Source organism: Candidatus Microbacterium colombiense (assembly GCA_029203165.1).
In the GTDB taxonomy this organism is placed as follows: domain Bacteria; phylum Actinomycetota; class Actinomycetes; order Actinomycetales; family Microbacteriaceae; genus Microbacterium; species Microbacterium colombiense.
The window spans coordinates 3,109,151-3,126,674 of the sequence record CP119308.1 but is presented as its reverse complement, the minus strand read 5'-3'; the positions used below and the strand labels follow the sequence as shown (position 1 = coordinate 3,126,674).

The following is a 17,524-nucleotide window of genomic DNA, read 5'->3' as shown; positions in this document are numbered from 1 at the left end:
CGAGACGTGAAGCTCAGCGGGCCTCGTCGAAGGGGATCGAGTCCCCTTCGAGGCCGGCGGAGAGGGAGACGAGGTCGCTGAGCGCGGTGGTCATGAGACCGCGGTCGGCGTCGGAGAGCGGATGGTGGCCGGCGAGCAGTGCCTGGATGTAGAGCAGCTGCACCGTGCGTGCGAAGACGGCGTCATCGCTCACGCGCACGAGTGCCCGCACGACGCGGTTGCTCCAGTTCAGGCAGAGGCGTGCGCGCAGGTCATCGTCACGCCCCAGCGAGCGGGTCTGATCGATCTTGTCGAGCACGCCGCCCCAGAGGGATCCGGTGATCCCCTTCGTGCGCGTGCGGTCGATCGCCCGCAGCACTTCGGGATCGGCGACGTACAGGGCGGCCAGGTCGGGGCGGTCGATCGAGCGCACCACGACCGAGCAGTCTGCGGATGCCAGCACCGCCCCCGCCCTGGCCTCGAGTGCGACGGCGGCATCGCGGTCGTCGAGCGGCGGCGGGTCGAGGCGGTCGAGTTCGCCCGTGACGTCGACCTGCTCGATCGTGACGGTCGAGTGCAGCTCGGGCAGCATCCGCACCAGGTCGGCGTCGTACAGGTATCCGCCGTTCACCAGCACCTCCGAGGAGGGGGAGATGCCGGCCACCTGGCGGAACTCGTCGACGGATGCCGCATAGCGCACGTGCGGATACCGCTCCACGAGGTCGCCGATGCGCATCGTGCCGTGCGTGGTCTCCAGCGTCAGCCAGCGCGTGATGAACTGCGCCAACTCCGGATCGTGACGTACGAGCGACTTGAGGCCCACCTCGTGGATCGCGACGAACTGCGCCAGGCGGTGAGGTTCGCGCAGGCCCAGCTCGAGCACCCATCGACGGATGCCGGCGCCGAGCTGTTCGCGCACCCGTTCCAATGCCGCGTCCTCCACGAGCGACTCGCGGCTGGCGGTCGGGGCGAGGCCGGTCGAATCCACGACCGCACGCACGAAGAACGCCCAGTCGGGCAGCACATCGTCGACGCGCTCCGACAGCAGCATCCGTCCGAGGTACATGCGCGTGGCCTGACGTGCGCCCGGCGGAGGGGCGTACGGGAGCACATAGGCGAGACCGCGCGTGCCGGTGGCGGGTTCACTGAGCTCGATCACGTCGAGCGGACCGGCGTCGAGCAGATCGCGGCCGTAGCGCACGGCGGCCTCGACGTCGGATGCGGCGTCGAGGAACGGGGCGTCGCGCGTGATCGAGATGTCGGTTCCTGGTGCGTCGATCGTGACCTGCACCGGAAGGAACTCGCCGAAGGTCGTGGCCAGCTCGTGCACGGCGGCGGGGCGCAGCAGCTCGTCGGCGTCGAACCGGGGGACCAGGTGCACGCTCGTGCCGATCGGCAGCTCCTCGTCGATCTCGACGACCTGGAACGTGCCGTCGGCGCTGCCCGTCCACTCCACCGATGCGCCGCCCCGCGCGCTGCGCGAACGGATGACGATCGTGTCGGCCACCATGAAGCAGCTCAGCAGACCGATGCCGAACTGACCGAGGTAGTCGTTGCGGGGCAGATCGAAGATGTCGCGCTTGGAGCTGCGACCGACCGTGGCCAGCAGATCCGCCACCTCGGACATCGTGAGGCCCACGCCGTCGTCCCGCAGGACGAACTCGCCGTTCTCGGCGGTCAACGGGGTGATCCGGATGCGTCCACCGGCGCCGTCCACCTCGCGGCGCGCCGTGATCGCGTCCCGCGCGTTCTGCAGGAGTTCGCGGAGGTACACCCGAGGGCTGGAGTAGATGTGTCTGCTGAGCAGATCGACGACTCCTCGCAGATCCACCTGGAACTGCTGCACTTCAGCGCTCACCGGCGCTCCCTCCTGATGCATCCGCTCGCCGAGCCTAACAACAACACGCGCGCATTCCCCGGTTCGGCGGCACGGGACGGATGCCGTACACTGATGGAGCAGTTGTTTTCTGCATTCTTTCGCCGTGCCTGGGATCCTCGATCACAGAATCGGTGGCAGAGTGGGAAGACACCCCCGAGACCACACGGTCTCTAGGGCGGTAGCTCAATTGGCAGAGCAGCGGTCTCCAAAACCGCAGGTTGCAGGTTCGATTCCTGTCCGCCCTGCGCGTCAGCGCAACGCTGACACACGAAAGGTACATTCAGGATGGATCAGGACGAACCGCGCGGCGAGCTCGTCGCGTCTGGCGCCACCCGCGAGAAGGCGGGCAACCCCTTCTCCCGGTTCTTCGGGGGAATCGCCCTGTTCATCCGCCAGGTCATCTCCGAGCTCCGCAAGGTCGTCACCCCGACTCGCAAGGAGCTGTTCAAGTTCACCGGGGTGGTGCTCGTCTTCGTTCTCATCGTCATGGGCATCGTCTACGGCTTGGACACTCTTTTCGCGTACGTGACGCACTGGGTCTTCGGAATCCCTAGCTGATGACGCCCGCGGCCACCGCCGCAGCGAGGAGCAAGAAACAACGTGTCTGAACGATATTCCGACGATGCCGATTGGGCGACCGCGGCAGAGCAGTCGAGCGAAGAGGACGAGGCCCAGGAGGGCAACGTGCTCGCCGCAGAGGAGCTGTCCGTCACCTCGGCAGAGCACGTCGCTCTGCACGTCGAAGACGAAGACGAAGATCAAGACACCGATACCGATGACGACATCGTCATCGAAGACCCGGAGGCGGACGCGATCGTGAACGACGCTCTCAACCTGGACGAAGCGGCTGAGTCTGAGGCCGCCGCTGAGGTCCTCAACGATGCTGTGGCCGAAGAGACGGCTGACCAGGAGGCCGCTGCGGCCGACGAGGTCACCCCGTACGACGGCCCCGATGTCAACGGCGACGAGGATGTCGTTGCCGATGAAGACGGTGCCGATGAGGATGCGGAGGAGGACCCGTACGAGGCCTTCCGCATGGATCTCCGCATGCTCCCGGGCAAGTGGTACGTCATCCACTCCTACGCCGGCTTCGAGCGCAAGGTCAAGGCGAACATCGAGCAGCGCAAGTCGACGCTCGAGGTCGAGGACGAGATCTACCAGATCGAGGTCCCGATGGAGGACGTCGTCGAGATCAAGAACGGCCAGCGCAAGATGGTCACCCGTGTGCGCATCCCGGGCTACGTGCTCGTGCGCATGGAGCTCACGGAGGACACCTGGTCGGTCGTCCGCCACACCCCCGGCGTCACCGGCTTCGTGGGCAACGCCCACAACCCGACGCCGCTGCGCTTCGAAGAGGCCTTCAACATGCTGAAGGCGCTCGTCGAGGTCAAGGACGTCCCACCGCGAAGAACATCGCGTCGAAGGGTGGCGTCGGCTGTCGCTCGCCGTCTGCCGGCCGAGGTCGACTTCGAGGTCGGCGAGACCATCACGATCAAGGAGGGCTCGTTCGCGGGTCTTCCCGGTTCGATCAGCGAGATCAAGCCCGAGAGCGGCAAGCTCACGGTCCTCGTCTCGCTCTTCGAGCGCGAGACTCCGGTCGAGCTCTCGTTCGACCAGGTCACCAAGATGGTCTGACACACGTTTCACGAGAACGGCCGTCCCTTCGGGGCGGCCGTTCTCGCGTTCGACCCGGTGAATACCTGCACGATCCGGGAACAGATGCGCGGCGCATCCGCCCCTTCGGTCGTGCACCCGTGCCCCGGTCGTGCAGGTGTACCCGGGGGATGCGGCAGGAATGCGGCGGGGATGCGGCGGGTTCGCCGGACAAGCCGGGATCAGGTATACTTACGTGGTTTGTGTGCCGCTTCGGCGTGCGCGCAAGCGACCACGGTCCGGAGATGCCGGATCTGTGGGAGAAGCGGATGCTCCGGCATCCGATTCGATGAAAGGAAAGAGAATGGCACCGAAGAAGAAGGTGACCGGCCTGATCAAGCTTCAGATCAACGCCGGTGCAGCCAACCCCGCGCCGCCGATCGGCCCCGCGCTCGGTCAGCATGGCGTCAACATCATGGAGTTCTGCAAGGCGTACAACGCCGCGACCGAGTCGCAGCGCGGCAACGTCATCCCCGTCGAGATCACCGTCTACGAGGACCGCAGCTTCACCTTCATCCTGAAGACCCCGCCCGCGGCGGAGCTCATCAAGAAGGCCGCCGGTGTCGCCAAGGGCTCCGCGACCCCGCACACCGTCAAGGTCGCGAAGCTCACCAAGGATCAGGTCCGTCAGATCGCCGAGACCAAGCAGGCCGACCTGAACGCGAACGACATCGAGGCCGCCTCGAAGATCATCGCCGGCACCGCCCGTTCCATGGGCATCACGGTCGAGGGCTGAGGAGAATAATCATGGCTAAGTCCAAGGCTTACAACGCTGCCGCTGAGAAGATCGAGGCAGACCGTTTCTACACTCCGACCGAGGCAGTCGCCCTCGCGAAGGAGACCGGCTCCGCGAAGTTCGACTCGACCGTCGAGGTCGCGCTGAAGCTCGCCGTCGACCCCCGCAAGGCGGACCAGATGGTGCGCGGCACCGTCATCCTGCCCCACGGCACCGGTAAGACCGCCCGCGTCATCGTGTTCGCGACGGGTCCGGCCGCTGAGGCCGCGATCGCCGCAGGCGCCGACGAGGTCGGTGGCGCCGAGCTCATCGAGAAGGTCGCCGCCGGCTGGACCGCGTTCGACGCGGCCGTCTCCACCCCGGAGCTCATGGGCCAGGTCGGTCGCCTCGGAAAGGTCCTCGGACCCCGTGGCCTCATGCCGAACCCGAAGACCGGCACCGTCACCCCGAACACGGCCAAGGCCGTCGAGGAGATCAAGGGCGGAAAGATCGAGTTCCGCGTCGACAAGCACGCCAACGTGCACTTCGTCGTCGGCAAGGCATCCTTCACCGCCGAGCAGCTCGAACGAGAACATCGGCGCAGCGCTCGAGGAGATCGTCCGTCTCAAGCCGTCGAGCTCGAAGGGCCGCTACATCCAGAAGGGTGCGGTGTCGACCACGTTCGGCCCCGGCATCCCGCTGGACGTCAACGCCATCTGAGTCTGACTCTCTGAAATGCCCCCGGGTCCGCCCGGGGGCATTTCTGCATCCACGGTGAGCGGTGCACCGAAACTCGGCGTCATGCGATGCGGAGTCCGACGGCGGGCCGCATACTGTGAGGGAGTTCCTTTGACACCGCGCGCCACAGCACCCGCGCACACCGCACCCCAGGAGGGTCCACCCATGTCTCGTCGCCTCATCGCCGTCACGGCACTCGTCGTCACCGCCGCCGCACTCACGGCCTGCAGCGGCACGAGCGCGCCGCAGGAGTCGTCCGCCGGCGGCGACACCAGCGCCTCATCCGACTTCGGTCTCGTCTCCGACGGCACGTTGACGGTGGCCACCGAGGGCACCTACCGCCCCTTCAGCTTCCACGCCGACGGCGGCACCGGCGACCTGACCGGCTACGACGTCGAGATCATCCAGGCCGTCGCCGACAAGCTCGACCTCGACGTGAAGTTCGAGGAGACCCAGTGGGACTCGATCTTCGCGGGCCTGGATGCCGGACGCTTCGACGTGATCGCGAACCAGGTCAGCATCAACGAGGAGCGCGAGGCCAAGTATCTGTTCAGCCAGCCCTACACGGTCTCGCCCGGCGTGATCGTCGTCGCCGAGGATGACGATTCGATCTCCTCGTTCGACGACCTCAAGGGCAAGACGACGGCGCAGTCGCTCACGAGCAACTGGTACGAGCTGGCCACCGATGCCGGCGCGACGGTCGAAGGAGTCGAAGGCTGGGCACAGGCGGTCGAGCTGCTGCGTCAGGGACGCGTCGACGCGACCGTGAACGACAAGCTGACCTTCCTCGACTACGAGACCACGAACAGCCCGTCCGGCTTGAAGATCGCCGCCGAGACCGATGAGGCCGGCAAGCAGGCCTTCGTGTTCACCAAGGACAAGACCGCCCTCGTCGCCGCGATCGATGACGCTCTCGACGAGCTGCGCGCCGACGGCACGCTGGCGGAGATCAGCGACAAGTACTTCGGCGAAGACGTCACCCAGTAGCCGATGGAGAACCCCTGGCAGCTGTTCCTCGACTCGCTCGGCCCCATCGCGCTGGCCGGGGTGACGGTGACGGTGCCGCTCGCGCTCGTCTCGTTCGCGCTCGGACTCGTGATCGCCGTGGGTGTGGCGCTGATGCGCATCTCGGTGCACCCTGTGCTGGCGGGAATCGCACGGTTCTACATCTCGGTGATCCGGGGCACGCCGATGATCGTGCAGCTGTTCGTCATCTTCTACGGCCTCGGATCGATCGGTCTCAAGATCGATCCGTGGCCGAGTGCGATCATCGCCCTGTCGTTGAACGTCGGTGGATACGGGGCCGAGGTCGTGCGAGCCGCGATCCTCTCCGTGCCGAAGGGGCAGTGGGAGGCCGCGTACACGGTCGGCATGAACCGCACTCGCACGCTCACCCGCGTCATCTTGCCGCAGGCGGCGAGGGTGTCGGTTCCCCCGCTGTCCAACACGTTCATCTCACTCGTGAAGGACACGTCGCTGGCTTCGCTGATCCTGGTGACCGAACTCTTCAAGGTCGCTCAGCAGATCGCCTCGGCGACGCTGGAGTTCATGGTGCTCTACCTCGCTGCGGCGCTGGTGTACTGGGTGATCTGCCTGGTGCTCTCGTTCGGTCAGAGCGCGTTGGAGAGGAGATTGGACCGCCATGTCGCGCACTGATCCGGGAGAGGCTCTGCTCGCCGCCCGAGGACTCCGCAAGAGCTTCGGGGACAACGAGGTGCTTCGCGGCATCGACCTGACTCTGCATCGCGGCGAGGTCGTCGTGCTCATCGGGCCCAGTGGGTCTGGCAAGACGACGGTCCTTCGCGCGTTGAACGGGCTCGAGACGCCGGATGCCGGCACGATCGTCGTCGACGGGGGGCCGGATGTCGATTTCGCTCTCGCCGCGACGACCTCCTCTCGCCAGCGGGCGAAGAGCCGGTTCGCCCTGCGCGACCGTTCGGCGATGGTGTTCCAGCATCACAACCTGTTCCCGCACCTGACCGTGCTGGAGAACGTGATCGAGGGCCCGTGGCGGGTGCATAAGCGCCCGAAGGACGAGGTCGTCGCCGAAGCGAAGGCGCTGCTCGCCCGTGTCGGCCTTGCCGACAAGGAGGATGCGCGGCCGCACCAGCTCTCGGGTGGCCAGCAGCAGCGCGTCGGTATCGTGCGCGCGCTCGCTCTGAAGCCCGACCTGCTCCTGTTCGACGAGCCGACGAGCGCGCTCGATCCCGAGCTGGTCGGAGAGGTGCTGCTGGTCATCAAGGAGCTGGCCGACGAGGGCTGGACGATGGCCGTCGTCACGCACGAGCTGAGCTTCGCCCGGGAAGCGGCGGATCACGTGCTGTTCATGGACGGCGGTGTCGTGATCGAGCAGGGAACTCCTGAGCAGGTCTTCACGGCGCCGCAGCAGGAGCGCACGCAGCGATTCCTCACCCGCATCCTCCGGCCACTCGACGGCATATAGACGGCGCTGTTCCTGGCACGACGTCTCGCCGAGGTGGCAGGATGCCGGAATGGGCACCATCGACGAGTACGTGGCCGCGCTCGATCCGGCGGATCGTGACAGCATCCTCCGTGTGTACGCGATCGCGCGCGCGGCGGCACCCGAGGCGGAGCAGGGCCAGGGCTACGGCATGCCCGCGCTCGTCCACCGGGGAAAGCCCCTGCTGTCGGTGATGCGCGCCAAGAAGCACATCGGCGTCTACCCGTTCAGTCCAGCCGCGGTCGCGGATGTCGCCGGCATCCTCGCGGATCACCCGGGGATCGGGCTCGACAAGGGGACGATCCGCTTCCAGCCGGAGCATCCGCTGCCCGACGTCGCGATCGAGGCGCTGGTGCATGCGCGCCTGGCGCAGATCGACTCCTGAGAGCGCTCAGTCGGCGAGCACCGGGAGCACGAGGCTCACCGCGATCGCTATCATCACCACGGCGATCACGGCGTCGAGGATGCGCCACGACAGCGGGGTGCGCAGCCAGCGGCCGAGGTAGCGGGCGCCGAAGCCGAGCGCGGTGAACCAGAGGATGCTCGCGGCCACCGCGCCGGCGGCGAAGAGCCAGCGGTCATCGCCGTGGGTGGCGGCGATCGAGCCGAGCATCAGCACGGTGTCGAGGTACACGTGCGGGTTGAGCCAGGTGAGGGCCAACACCGTCAGGATCACCGGTGCCAGGGGAGTGCGCGTGCGCGTCTGAGTGAGCGTGCCGCCCGAGGCCGGCGCAGCGGATTCCTCTTCGTTCTCGACCTGCAGTGCCTCTCCGGTGCCGCGCCATGCCCGGCGAGCGGCCAGCAGTCCGTAGACCAGCAGGAACACCGCTCCCGCCCAGCGCGCGACCACCACCAGCCACGGAGCGGCGGAGATCACGTAGCCGAGCCCGGCGACACCGGCGATGATCAGCACCGCGTCGGAGATGGCGCAGATGATGACGACCGCGAGCACGTGCTCGCGACGGATCCCCTGGCGGAGGACGAAGACGTTCTGGGCGCCGATGGCGACGATCAGGGAGAGGCCCAGGCCGAGGCCTGCGAGAACGGAGAGCATCTCCTCAGAGTAGGAATATCGCATCATCAATACCAGCGAGGATTCCTACTGAACCATTAGCATCGCTGATGTGAGGATCGATCCGGAACTGGCCGCCACCGTCGCGGCTGTCGCCGACGAAGGTACGCTCGACGCGGCGTCCCGTCTGCTGCGCATCACGCCCTCAGCGGTGAGTCAGCGGCTCAAGACGCTCGAGCAGCAGCTCGGCCGCATCCTGATCGTGCGCAGCAAGCCGGCGCGCCTCACCGAAGCGGGCGAGGCGGTCGTGCGGTTGGCCCGCCAGATCGCGCTGCTGGAACACGATGCCCTCGCCGGGGTCGGACTGGATGACGCAGACGGCGCCCGACGGATCACGGTACCGCTGGCCGTGAATGCCGATTCCATGGCGACCTGGTTCCTCGCCCCTCTGGCCCGGTTGTCGGCCCGGCTCGACATCGACTTCGACCTGCACCGGGACGACCAGAACTTCACTGCGCGACTGCTCGAGTCGGGCACCGTGATGGCGGCCGTGACGAGTGAGAGCGTGCCCGTCGCCGGGTGCTCGGTCACCCCGCTCGGGGTGCTCGAGTACGAGGCGGTCGCGGCGCCCGCGTTCGCCGAGCGCTGGTTCCCGCACGGGGTCACCGCGGAGGCGCTGGCGCAGGCGCCCTTCGTCGACTTCGACAGACGCGACACGCTGCAGCATGAGTGGCTCCGCGAGCGGGGGGTGTCGCATCAGGGGGTCCCTCGCCACTACGTGCCGGCATCGCACGACTATGCGCTCGCGGTCGAGCTGGGCCTCGGATGGGGGATGCTGCCCTTCCCGCAGGGCTCGGCGGGTCTCGTGCGACTCGGCGGCCCCGCGGTGCGGACCGCGCTCCACTGGCAGCAGTGGAATCTGCGCTCGCCCCTGCTCGACATCATCGCCGCCGAGGTGGCCGCCGAGGCGCGCGAGGTCCTCCGCGCCTGACCCGCGGTTCGCCGCGGTTCGCCGAGTGCACGGCATCCTGCCGAGTGCACGGGATGCCGGCGTCGCGAGGCCGTGCACTCGACAGGTTCTCGTGCACTCGGCGCCAGGAACGCCGGGGTGCTACGGGCCGGGGGTCACTCCGGACGCGAGGGCGTGCAGCAGCCTCGTCAGGTTGTCGATGTCGTTGAGACTCCAGTCATGGAGCGTGCTCATCAGCATCCCCTCCTGGGGTGCCCGTGCCGCGGCGAGCCGCTCTGTTCCGAGCGCTGTCAGTCGAAGCAGCGATGACCGGCCGTCGGTCGGATCGGGGGAGCGCTCGATCAGGTCGAGGTCTTCGAGCTCCCGCACCGTGCGGCTCACCTGTCCCTTGTCCATCAGCATGCGCTCCCCGAGCGCGGAGGCCGTCACCTGCTCGCAGCGCGCGATGGTGGTGAGCGCCTTGTAGGCGCCGGGGAGCATGCCGGGGCTGACACGGTTCGCGTTCTCCATGATGAGGCGGCGGAAGTGTGTGATCAGCTCGCCGAACTCCGCCTCGAGGGCGCGGACCGCAGCGGCCCGCGCCTCGAGGGATTCGGAGTCGAGATCAGCCACGGCCATCGACGGGTCGGTCGCCCGTACGCGTCACCACGCTGATCGTGCCGGTCGTGGCGCCCGAGAGCGCCGTCGCGTCGGCGATGGCGATGTCGGCCGCGTCGTCGGCGACCTTGGCCGCATCCGCATGAGCGCGCTCGCTCGTGGTCATCGTGGTGAGTGGCTTGTTCGGGAGGAACAGGATCGCGATCAGGCTGATCACCGCGAGCGGGATGCCGATGAGGAACGCGTGCGAGATCGCCTGGGCGTAGAAGTCCTCGATGATCGAGCGCACCGGCTCGGGCAGCAGTCGCACCTCGGGGATCGTGCCGCTCGAGAGCTGCGCCGCGACCTCGGCGCCCTTGTCGCCCAGTTCGGCGATGGCCGCGCCGATGCGCTCCTTGCCGTCGGTGAAGAGCGTCGTGAGAGAGTTCGCCAGCACGGCACCCATGACCGACACGCCGATCGTGCCACCGAGGCTGCGGAAGAACGTGACGCCGGAACTCGCGACGCCCATCTCGGTCGGCTTCGCGACGTTCTGCACGATGAGCACGAGGTTCTGCATCGTCATGCCGACGCCGGCGCCCATCACGAACATGTAGATCGAGACGAGCACGAAGTTCGTGTCGTAGTGCAGCGTCGACAGCATGACCGATCCGGCGATGAGGAGGACGGATCCGAGGATCAGGTAGCCCTTCCACTTGCCGTAACGCGTGACGAGCTGACCGATCACCATGGAGGAGATCAGCAGGCCCGCCATCATCGGCAGGGTCATGAGTCCGGCCTCGGTCGGGGTGGCGCCGCGCGAGAGCTGCATGTACTGGGCCAGGTAGACCGAGGTGCCGAACATCGCGACGCCGATGGAGATCGATGCGAGCACCGACAGCGTGAAGGTGCGGCCACGGAAGAGCGTGAGCGGGATGAGCGGCTCGCGCACCTTGAGCTCGACGATGATGAACGCGATCGCCGCGGCGAGTGCGCCGCCGACCATCAGCACGGTCTCGGTGCTCCACCAGTCGAAGGTCGATCCGGCGTTCGTGATCCAGATGAGGATCAGTGAGACGGCGGCCGAGAGCAGCACGATGCCGACGTAGTCGATCGACACCTTGCGGGTGCGTTCGGTGGTGATGTGCAGCGTCTTCTGCAGGATGATCAGCGCGGCCACGGCGAACGGCAGTGCGACGAAGAAGTTCCAGCGCCAGTTGGCGACATCCGTGATCCAGCCGCCGAGCAGCGGGCCTCCGACGGTCGCGACGGCCATCACGGCGCCGAACAGGCCCATGTAGCGGCCGCGCTCGCGCGGGCTGATGATGTCGGCCATGATGACCTGGCTCAGTGCGGCGAGTCCGCCGCCGCCGATGCCCTGGATCGCGCGGAAGGCGATCAGGGTGTTGGTGTCCTGCGCGAAGCCGGCCGCAGCCGTGGCGCCGACGAAGATCACGATCGCGATCTGGATCAGCAGCTTGCGGTTGAAGAGGTCGGCGAGCTTGCCCCAGATCGGCGTCGAGATCGCCGTGGTGAGGAGGGTCGCCGTGATGACCCAGGTGTAGGCGGCCTGATCGCCGCCCAGGTCGTGGACGATGACGGGCATCGATGTCGAGACCACCGTGGTGGCGATCATCGAGACGAACATGCCGAGCAGAAGCCCGGTGAGGGCTTCGAGCACCTGGCGATGCGTCATCTTGACGGGGGAGTCCGTGGACATGCGGGACCTTTCGCGGTCGGAGGAGTGGATGCTGCGACTGCTCTGGCGCACACAAGATAGTTGAACTTCGTCAACCATACTCTGATCGTTGATCTGGGTCAACTATCTCCGTGATGAGGTCGTGGTCGCTTGCGCGCTATGAGTCCTCTTCCTGCGCTTTTTCACCTTGTCGTCTGGGATTTCCCTGAGGAGGATGGGAAATGGATGTGAACGCAGGCCTCTGAGGGGATGGCCGTACCCAGGCGTTCGCACGATCGACCGAATTCCTGAGGGGGAACAGATCATGGTCAACACGGACACGCAGCGCACCCGGGGCAATCGACGCAAGGTCCTCGCGGTGCTCGCGGGGGGACTCGTCCTCGGCGTCGGAGCCGCCGCGGTTCTCGCGGCCTGGAACGACTCCGAGTTCGCCACCGGCACCTTCACCGCCGGCTCGTTCAACCTGCAGGGCTCCGTCGCCGGTGACGTCGACGCCAACTACAGCGACCACAACGTCGACACCGGCGGAACCGCCGCCACGCTCGCCTTCACGTTGCCCACCGGGCTCGTGGGCAACATGTCTCCGGGCGACTCGGTCTACGCCGGGTTCTGGGTGCGACTCGCCCCGGGAACGACGACCGGCGCGAATCTCGTCGCGAACGGCACGACGGCCAGCGCCGCGGCGACCACGAACTCGGACCACCTCGGATACGCGGTCTACCAGCTCGCGCCGGGCGCCACCTGCAACGCGGCATCCGCCACCGGCACGGCGATCGCGACCGGCGTCACCCTCGATGTGCAGGCGGCGACGCCGTCGACGGTCGCGCTGACGAAGGGCGCGACCGCTGCGGTTGCGGGTACCGCAGTCCAGCTGTGCTTCAAGGTCACTGCGGACGCGACGCTCGAGCAGGGCACCGCGGCGACGGCGACCTGGAAGTTCACGGCGACCTCGACGAACTGAGCCGCTGATGGACACCCGCCGAAGCGTGCGGGAGGCGAAGCGGAATCGCTCCCGCCGGATCCGTGCTGTGCTCGCGGGCGGGCTCGTGCTCGGCATCGGCATGAGCGCGACGCTCGCGGCGTGGAACGACTCCGAGTACGGCTCGGCGACGTTCACCGCCGGTCGGTTCGACATCGTCGGGGCCGCAGACGGGACGACCTTCGCCAGTCACGCCACGACGGGGACCGCCGCCGCGTTGACGTTCTCGGCCACCCCGGCCGTGATGTCACCGGGTGCGGTCTCGTACGCGCTCTTCAGCGTCACGACGGCGAACCCGTCGGTCGCCGGGAACCTGCAGTGGAACGCGGTGACGCCGGCCACCACCGGACTCGCGGTGTTCCTGCGCTACGGGGTGCGTGCGATCACGGGCACGACGTGTAACCAGACCACGTATGCCGCCGGCACGTCGGTGGTGCCAGACACGTCGGCGCTGGCCACGAACGGCACGGCGACGCAGGCGGTGTCGGCGAACGGGGCGTCCACGATCAACTACTGCATCGCGGTGACGCTGCAGGCCGCAGCCGACAACACGGTGCAGGGCGCCAGCACGACCCTCACCTGGCAGGTGCTGGGAACCTCGGCGACGCCATGAACCGATCCACCCGTGACGAGAGGAAGAGAGCGCAGCGATGACCACGCCGGTGACGAGACGGAGCCTGCGGGAGCAGCCCGACTCGCTCGGCGAGCCCACGATCGAGGCGTCGGATGCCGAGCGGGTGGATGCCGAGCGGGTGGATGCCGAGCAGGCGGGACGCCGCGGTTCCCGGAGCGGTCCGGGGCGCGTCGTCGTCGACGTGCTGCTGTGGATCGCGGCCGCGGGTGGCGCGGTGTGCATCGTGCTCGTTGTGCTCGCGGTCACCGCTCAGATCACGTTGATCATGTTCCGCACCGGATCGATGTCACCGACCATCCCCGCCGGATCCGTGGCGGTCGTGCAGCGTGTACCCGCGAGCGACATCCGCGTCGGCGATGTGGTGACCGTCGACAGGGAGGACGAGCTTCCCGTCACCCACCGGGTGACCTCGATCGCACCCGGTGCCGATGACGCCCAGAGGGTGATCACGATGCGTGGTGATGCCAACGCCGACGAAGACCCGTTCCCGTACACGGTGACCTCGGTGCGCATCGTGCTGTTCTCGGTACCCGGCATCGCGACCGTCATCGTCGGGATGGGTAACCCCTACGTGCTCGGGGCGCTCACGGTCGCCGCGTCGGCGCTGGTCGTCTGGGCGTTCTGGCCTCGCGCGGAGAAGGGCGTGCGTCGCGCACGGGAGGAGCGCGCACCATGACCGGCCGCCGTACCGTCACGATGATCGTGCTCACGGGACTCGCCGTCGGCAGTGCAGCACTCTTCCCTGTCGCCGCGTGGGCGGCGCCCACGACGCAGGTGATCCAGGGCGATGTGCTCCGTCTCGTGTCGGTCGCCGACTGGGATGCGGCGTCCAGCCTGTTGCCCGGGGAGCCCGTGCGCTGGGACGTCGCGATCAGCGCGGAGGCGCCGGACCCCGGGACGGTGCGCATCGCGGTCAGTGCGACCGGTGATGCCCCGCTGATGATCGACGCATCGATCTGCACGAGCGCGTGGGAGCAATCCGGGTGTCCCGGCCGGGAGACCGATCTTCGCGCCGACTGGAGCATCCCCCGCAACGGCAGCGAGATCACGCTCGCAGAGATCGCCGACACCGAAGTCGCCCATCTGCGCCTCGTCATCACGCTCGACCCGGACGACGACGGCGGCACCACCGACATCCGGGTGCATGCCCAGGGTGCCGGGGAATCGGCCGTCGTCGGGCCGGGAGGAGGCGGACTCGCGACGACGGGCCTGTCGCCGATCGTGCCGCTCGCTGCGGGCGTCGGTGCCCTGCTCGTGGTGACCGGGGTCGTCCTGGTGCTGGATCGGCGGCGGCGGGCCCTTCGCGACCGAGGGGGCGTCCGATGAGTGGGCGTCCGATCACGGGGCAGACGAGGCAGCGCATGCTCGCCGGAGCGGCCGGCCTGGCGCTCCTGCTCGGACTCGCACTCGTGCCACCCGTGCAGAGCACCGACGCATCGTTCACGAGTTCGGCATATTCGGGTGCGACGATCACCGCCCTGAAGCTGCAGCCCCCGGCGGTCGAGCCGCTCCCGGGTGGCTTGACCTGCCCGAACCCGTTGAGCACGATCCTCGGTGGGACCGCGCTGACCATCAAGTGGCGCTGGCCGACGACGCCGGTCGGCTATCCGGCGACCTCGGGGCTCAACGTGCTGCTCACCGGAGCAGCGGACGGTACAGGCGGCACGATCGTGGCGCCGGGCACCCCGACCGCCGGGGTGTACACGACCACGATGAGCAAGGGTGTGCTGGACGGCCTGCTCGGTGGGCTCGGGTTCCTGCTCGGAGGCGGACAATACGTCGTCTACTTCGGTACCTCGTGGGTGACCCCGGGAGGTGTGACGTGGCGCTCGCCGCAGCTGGTCAAGATCACCGTCACCTACGCCGCGCTCCTCGCGGGCGGAGCGACGACCTGCACCTTCACGACCGTCTAGAGGGTGCGGGGAGCTGGGCTCTGTTGATCGGCGGGCTCGTCAGTCGGCGAGGGCCAGGGCGCGGAACGCGTCGCGCTCGCGCAGGTGCTCGCGCCTACTTGCGGCCGCGGCAGCCGTGGCATCCGCGATGCGAGAAGACGGCGGCTGCTGTCCGGTCGTGCGGCGGTAGAGCTCGTCGATCAGGTCGGTGGCGAGGCCGATCAGCTTGCCGATCTCGCGGTCGTCGCGGTCGATCCACACGCACCGAGGTTCGTCGTGGATCGGGGCGAAGTCGATGTGCTCCTCCCAGACGAAGAGGGTGCGCTCGGCGCCCAGCACGTGCTGTTGCCACCAGATCTGACGCAGGTATGTGCGGGGGATGCCGCGGAACGGCTTGTTCGTCGTCTTGATCTCGGCGAGCTTGACCCGGCCGTCGCTGTCGACGGCGATGCCATCGGGAGTGGCGAGGTGGCGGTGCTCCACCTCGGCCCGGAACAGTGCCGACGAGGGGAGGATGCCGTGGGTCGCGGCGACCCAGGCGGCGATCTCGGGCTCGCGGCGTCGGCCGTGATCGGTGTACGCGTTGCCGCCGAAGCGGGGTCCGCCGCCGAGCTTGGCGTCTGCGGCGCGGGCGATCGACTTCTCGCTCGTGAGCCCGGCGACGTCGGTCGCGGTGATGCCGCGGGATCGTGCGCGTAACCAGGCGACGCGGTCGCGCGAGTCCGCGACGATGCGGTCGGCGAGTTCCTGGTTCACTCCTCGACCCTAACCCCGCCCACCGACCTCCCCGCCCGCACACGCCGCGCCGCAGCATCCCCCGTCCCGTCCGCGCGCCCCGCCGCCAGTGCACGGCTTTGCGTCGAACGTACGACCTGTTGACAAGGCCGCCCCGTGCACTCGGCACGAACTCGTGCACTCGGCGCGGGCAGAGAGGGCGGCAGTAGCGACGAGGAGAGGGGGAGAGGGGGCGGCGACTGACTCTGCACCGCGGAGAAAACGTGGGGAAGTATCCACGGCGGGGGTAAACACGGGGACGTGGAGGTGACCCGGGAACGCAGGATGGGGGATGCCGTCGTCGCCCACACCCGTAATCTCACAGCTCGTGCGGTCTCGCGCCGCTCTCGTCCTCGACGGTTGGACCGATCGAGCCATCGCAGCGGCGGCCCGCGGCGGCGAGCTCGTCTCGATCCGTCGCGGGTGGTTCATGCATTCCCCAGAGCACGCGAGCTTGTGGCCCGAGCAGCGTCATCAGGCGCATGTGCTCGCTGTCGCGCGAGACGCGCGTGCGCCGGCGGTGATGTCTCACAGTTCGGCCGCTGTGCTGTGGGGTCTGCCGCTCTACGGCATCCGCTGCACCCGAGTTCACATCACTTGCACCGGTCCGTCGCGGATATCCAGTGGGACCGATGTGATGCGGCACCTCGCGCCACTGCCCGACTCCGACCTGGCGCTGCGAGACGGGATCCGATGCACGAGTCTCTCGCGCACTGTGTTCGACCTGATCCGTACTCGGCCGCTGGAGGCTGCTGTGGCGGTGGCCGATGCGGCCGAACGGCAGATGGCGAGTCGCGGGCGGGAATGGGATCTCGATGCGGTGATCTCTTGGCGTCGACAACTCGAGGAGCGATTGACCGCGGCGGGTGGCGCGAGGGGGATCCGCCAGGCGCGATGGGTGGCCGAGTTCGCGGACGGTCGCGCCCAGCTGCCGGGCGAAAGCGTGAGCAGGGTGCAGTTGCGCAGACTCGGTTTCGCTGACCCCGATCTGCAGGTCCCGGTCGAAGGCCCACGTGGCCAGGACTACTTCGTCGATTTCGGGCTCGCGGAAGTCCGGAGTTTCGGGGAGTTCGACGGCAAGACCAAGTACCTCGATGAGGCGATGCGCGCGGGAAAGGCACTCGAACAGGTGCTTCTCGAAGAGAAGCAGCGGGAGGACTGGATCCGGGGCCGCACGCAGTGGCGATTCGCCCGTTGGGGCTCCGCGCACATCGTGACGTCAGCCGCCCTCGCTGCCCGCCTCGCCGCCTTCGGCATCCGCGCTCCCTGATCCCGCGCGATGCCTCGGCGCCGAGTGCACGCTCTGTCGCCGAGTGCACGGTCTATCGACGTCCGCACGTCATGCACTCGACACCAAGTCGTGCACTCGGCGCCCGGAGGGTGGGAGGGGGCGGAGATGCGGGGATTTGGGGGACGAGAAGCGGTGGGGTACAGTTGTCTCAACCGAAGACCGCTGGTCATCGTCGTGCGTGAGAACGCGAGGCGATCGAAGCTCTGCATCGCAGGGGCCCGCGCAGGACACGAACTCTTGAAGCTCCGTGCGCTTGCGCCGGAGCTTTTTCT

At 67.9% G+C, this 17,524-nt stretch carries 19 protein-coding genes, 1 tRNA gene and 1 pseudogene; 16 read left to right on the top strand and 5 right to left on the bottom strand.

Features of this window, described 5'->3' with window-relative positions; all coding sequences use genetic code 11:
* Nucleotides 1–13 precede the first annotated feature (13 nt).
* Complete coding sequence (locus tag P0Y60_15270) at nucleotides 14–1,858, bottom strand: HSP90 family protein (GenBank protein WEK60643.1); 1,845 nt, start codon at nucleotides 1,856–1,858, stop codon at nucleotides 14–16.
* A 172-nt stretch (nucleotides 1,859–2,030) separates the two neighbouring features.
* On the opposite strand from P0Y60_15270, the gene P0Y60_15265 reads away from it, so the two are divergent.
* From P0Y60_15265 to P0Y60_15225, 9 genes and pseudogenes are all read left to right on the top strand, one after another.
* Nucleotides 2,031–2,103: transfer RNA gene (locus P0Y60_15265), tRNA-Trp, on the top strand.
* Nucleotides 2,104–2,143: 40 nt separating this feature from the next.
* On the top strand, nucleotides 2,144–2,416 hold the full coding sequence (gene secE, locus P0Y60_15260) for a preprotein translocase subunit SecE (protein WEK60642.1): 273 nt from the start codon (nucleotides 2,144–2,146) through the stop codon (nucleotides 2,414–2,416).
* 42 nt (nucleotides 2,417–2,458) lie between these two features.
* Entirely contained in the window at nucleotides 2,459–3,493 is a 1,035-nt protein-coding gene (nusG, locus tag P0Y60_15255) for a transcription termination/antitermination protein NusG (protein WEK60641.1), read from the top strand.
* A 322-nt stretch (nucleotides 3,494–3,815) separates the two neighbouring features.
* On the top strand, nucleotides 3,816–4,247 hold the full coding sequence (gene rplK, locus P0Y60_15250; protein ID WEK60640.1) for a 50S ribosomal protein L11: 432 nt from the start codon (nucleotides 3,816–3,818) through the stop codon (nucleotides 4,245–4,247).
* A gap of 11 nt (nucleotides 4,248–4,258) precedes the next feature.
* Nucleotides 4,259–4,946, top strand: a pseudogene (gene rplA / locus P0Y60_15245) (50S ribosomal protein L1).
* 183 nt (nucleotides 4,947–5,129) lie between these two features.
* Nucleotides 5,130–5,951 (top strand): amino acid ABC transporter substrate-binding protein, encoded by an 822-nt coding sequence (locus P0Y60_15240; GenBank protein WEK60639.1) that lies wholly within the window; start codon nucleotides 5,130–5,132, stop codon nucleotides 5,949–5,951.
* Nucleotides 5,952–5,954: 3 nt separating this feature from the next.
* The gene (locus tag P0Y60_15235; GenBank protein WEK60638.1) at nucleotides 5,955–6,620 is read left to right on the top strand and encodes an amino acid ABC transporter permease; all 666 of its coding nucleotides are present in this window, start codon (nucleotides 5,955–5,957) and stop codon (nucleotides 6,618–6,620) included.
* Nucleotides 6,607–7,407, top strand: coding sequence for an amino acid ABC transporter ATP-binding protein (locus tag P0Y60_15230; protein ID WEK60637.1), 801 nt, complete (start codon nucleotides 6,607–6,609; stop codon nucleotides 7,405–7,407). The genes P0Y60_15235 and P0Y60_15230 overlap by 14 nt, the downstream gene beginning before the upstream one ends.
* A gap of 49 nt (nucleotides 7,408–7,456) precedes the next feature.
* Complete coding sequence (locus tag P0Y60_15225) at nucleotides 7,457–7,810, top strand: DUF1801 domain-containing protein (protein WEK60636.1); 354 nt, start codon at nucleotides 7,457–7,459, stop codon at nucleotides 7,808–7,810.
* Between the two features lie 6 nt (nucleotides 7,811–7,816).
* On the opposite strand, the gene P0Y60_15220 is transcribed toward P0Y60_15225, so the two are convergent.
* Nucleotides 7,817–8,479: a LysE/ArgO family amino acid transporter gene (locus P0Y60_15220; GenBank protein WEK60635.1), complete on the bottom strand. Its 663-nt coding sequence runs from the start codon at nucleotides 8,477–8,479 to the stop codon at nucleotides 7,817–7,819.
* 70 nt (nucleotides 8,480–8,549) lie between these two features.
* Here P0Y60_15220 and P0Y60_15215 point away from each other — a divergent pair, with 70 nt between their 5' ends.
* Entirely contained in the window at nucleotides 8,550–9,428 is an 879-nt protein-coding gene (locus P0Y60_15215) for a LysR family transcriptional regulator ArgP (protein WEK60634.1), read from the top strand.
* A gap of 120 nt (nucleotides 9,429–9,548) precedes the next feature.
* Here P0Y60_15215 and P0Y60_15210 read toward each other — a convergent pair whose 3' ends face one another.
* Together P0Y60_15210 and P0Y60_15205 are read right to left on the bottom strand one after the other, a co-directional pair.
* Entirely contained in the window at nucleotides 9,549–10,025 is a 477-nt protein-coding gene (locus tag P0Y60_15210; GenBank protein ID WEK60633.1) for a MarR family transcriptional regulator, read from the bottom strand.
* The gene (locus P0Y60_15205) at nucleotides 10,012–11,703 is read right to left on the bottom strand and encodes an MDR family MFS transporter (GenBank protein WEK60632.1); all 1,692 of its coding nucleotides are present in this window, start codon (nucleotides 11,701–11,703) and stop codon (nucleotides 10,012–10,014) included. The genes P0Y60_15210 and P0Y60_15205 overlap by 14 nt, the downstream gene beginning before the upstream one ends.
* A gap of 283 nt (nucleotides 11,704–11,986) precedes the next feature.
* Between P0Y60_15205 and P0Y60_15200 the strand changes: the two genes are divergently transcribed.
* Genes P0Y60_15200 through P0Y60_15180 form a run of 5 tightly spaced genes read left to right on the top strand, consistent with a single transcriptional unit; the run spans nucleotide 11,987 to nucleotide 15,208 of the window.
* Nucleotides 11,987–12,643: a SipW-dependent-type signal peptide-containing protein gene (locus P0Y60_15200; GenBank protein ID WEK60631.1), complete on the top strand. Its 657-nt coding sequence runs from the start codon at nucleotides 11,987–11,989 to the stop codon at nucleotides 12,641–12,643.
* Between the two features lie 7 nt (nucleotides 12,644–12,650).
* Nucleotides 12,651–13,274, top strand: a complete 624-nt coding sequence (locus tag P0Y60_15195; protein WEK60630.1) for a SipW-dependent-type signal peptide-containing protein — start codon at nucleotides 12,651–12,653, stop codon at nucleotides 13,272–13,274.
* 37 nt (nucleotides 13,275–13,311) lie between these two features.
* On the top strand, nucleotides 13,312–13,971 hold the full coding sequence (locus P0Y60_15190; GenBank protein WEK60629.1) for a signal peptidase I: 660 nt from the start codon (nucleotides 13,312–13,314) through the stop codon (nucleotides 13,969–13,971).
* Nucleotides 13,968–14,621, top strand: coding sequence for a hypothetical protein (locus tag P0Y60_15185; GenBank protein WEK60628.1), 654 nt, complete (start codon nucleotides 13,968–13,970; stop codon nucleotides 14,619–14,621). Before P0Y60_15190 ends, P0Y60_15185 begins: the two co-directional genes overlap by 4 nt.
* Nucleotides 14,618–15,208, top strand: coding sequence for a hypothetical protein (locus P0Y60_15180; protein ID WEK60627.1), 591 nt, complete (start codon nucleotides 14,618–14,620; stop codon nucleotides 15,206–15,208). Before P0Y60_15185 ends, P0Y60_15180 begins: the two co-directional genes overlap by 4 nt.
* 39 nt (nucleotides 15,209–15,247) lie before the next feature.
* Here the strand turns inward: P0Y60_15180 and P0Y60_15175 are convergent, their stop codons facing one another.
* Nucleotides 15,248–15,943 (bottom strand): YqaJ viral recombinase family protein, encoded by a 696-nt coding sequence (locus tag P0Y60_15175; protein WEK60626.1) that lies wholly within the window; start codon nucleotides 15,941–15,943, stop codon nucleotides 15,248–15,250.
* A 310-nt stretch (nucleotides 15,944–16,253) separates the two neighbouring features.
* Between P0Y60_15175 and P0Y60_15170 the strand changes: the two genes are divergently transcribed.
* A complete protein-coding gene (locus tag P0Y60_15170) occupies nucleotides 16,254–17,231 on the top strand; it encodes a hypothetical protein (GenBank protein ID WEK60625.1) in 978 nt (325 codons plus the stop codon).
* Nucleotides 17,232–17,524: the final 293 nt, after the last annotated feature.

Bases quoted from the DNA above. Each gene is read 5' to 3' on its own strand.
- P0Y60_15180 (WEK60627.1), top strand. From the start codon at position 14,618: ATGAGTGGGCGTCCGATCACGGGGCAGACGAGGCAGCGCATGCTCGCC.
- P0Y60_15185 (WEK60628.1), top strand. From the start codon at position 13,968: ATGACCGGCCGCCGTACCGTCACGATGATCGTGCTCACGGGACTCGCC.
- P0Y60_15225 (WEK60636.1), top strand. From the start codon at position 7,457: ATGGGCACCATCGACGAGTACGTGGCCGCGCTCGATCCGGCGGATCGT.
- P0Y60_15220 (WEK60635.1), bottom strand. From the start codon at position 8,479: ATGCTCTCCGTTCTCGCAGGCCTCGGCCTGGGCCTCTCCCTGATCGTC.
- P0Y60_15230 (WEK60637.1), top strand. From the start codon at position 6,607: ATGTCGCGCACTGATCCGGGAGAGGCTCTGCTCGCCGCCCGAGGACTC.
- secE (WEK60642.1), top strand. From the start codon at position 2,144: ATGGATCAGGACGAACCGCGCGGCGAGCTCGTCGCGTCTGGCGCCACC.
- P0Y60_15170 (WEK60625.1), top strand. From the start codon at position 16,254: ATGCCGTCGTCGCCCACACCCGTAATCTCACAGCTCGTGCGGTCTCGC.
- P0Y60_15210 (WEK60633.1), bottom strand. From the start codon at position 10,025: ATGGCCGTGGCTGATCTCGACTCCGAATCCCTCGAGGCGCGGGCCGCT.
- P0Y60_15270 (WEK60643.1), bottom strand. From the start codon at position 1,858: ATGCATCAGGAGGGAGCGCCGGTGAGCGCTGAAGTGCAGCAGTTCCAG.
- P0Y60_15190 (WEK60629.1), top strand. From the start codon at position 13,312: ATGACCACGCCGGTGACGAGACGGAGCCTGCGGGAGCAGCCCGACTCG.
- rplK (WEK60640.1), top strand. From the start codon at position 3,816: ATGGCACCGAAGAAGAAGGTGACCGGCCTGATCAAGCTTCAGATCAAC.
- P0Y60_15200 (WEK60631.1), top strand. From the start codon at position 11,987: ATGGTCAACACGGACACGCAGCGCACCCGGGGCAATCGACGCAAGGTC.
- P0Y60_15195 (WEK60630.1), top strand. From the start codon at position 12,651: ATGGACACCCGCCGAAGCGTGCGGGAGGCGAAGCGGAATCGCTCCCGC.
- P0Y60_15240 (WEK60639.1), top strand. From the start codon at position 5,130: ATGTCTCGTCGCCTCATCGCCGTCACGGCACTCGTCGTCACCGCCGCC.
- P0Y60_15205 (WEK60632.1), bottom strand. From the start codon at position 11,703: ATGTCCACGGACTCCCCCGTCAAGATGACGCATCGCCAGGTGCTCGAA.
- P0Y60_15235 (WEK60638.1), top strand. From the start codon at position 5,955: ATGGAGAACCCCTGGCAGCTGTTCCTCGACTCGCTCGGCCCCATCGCG.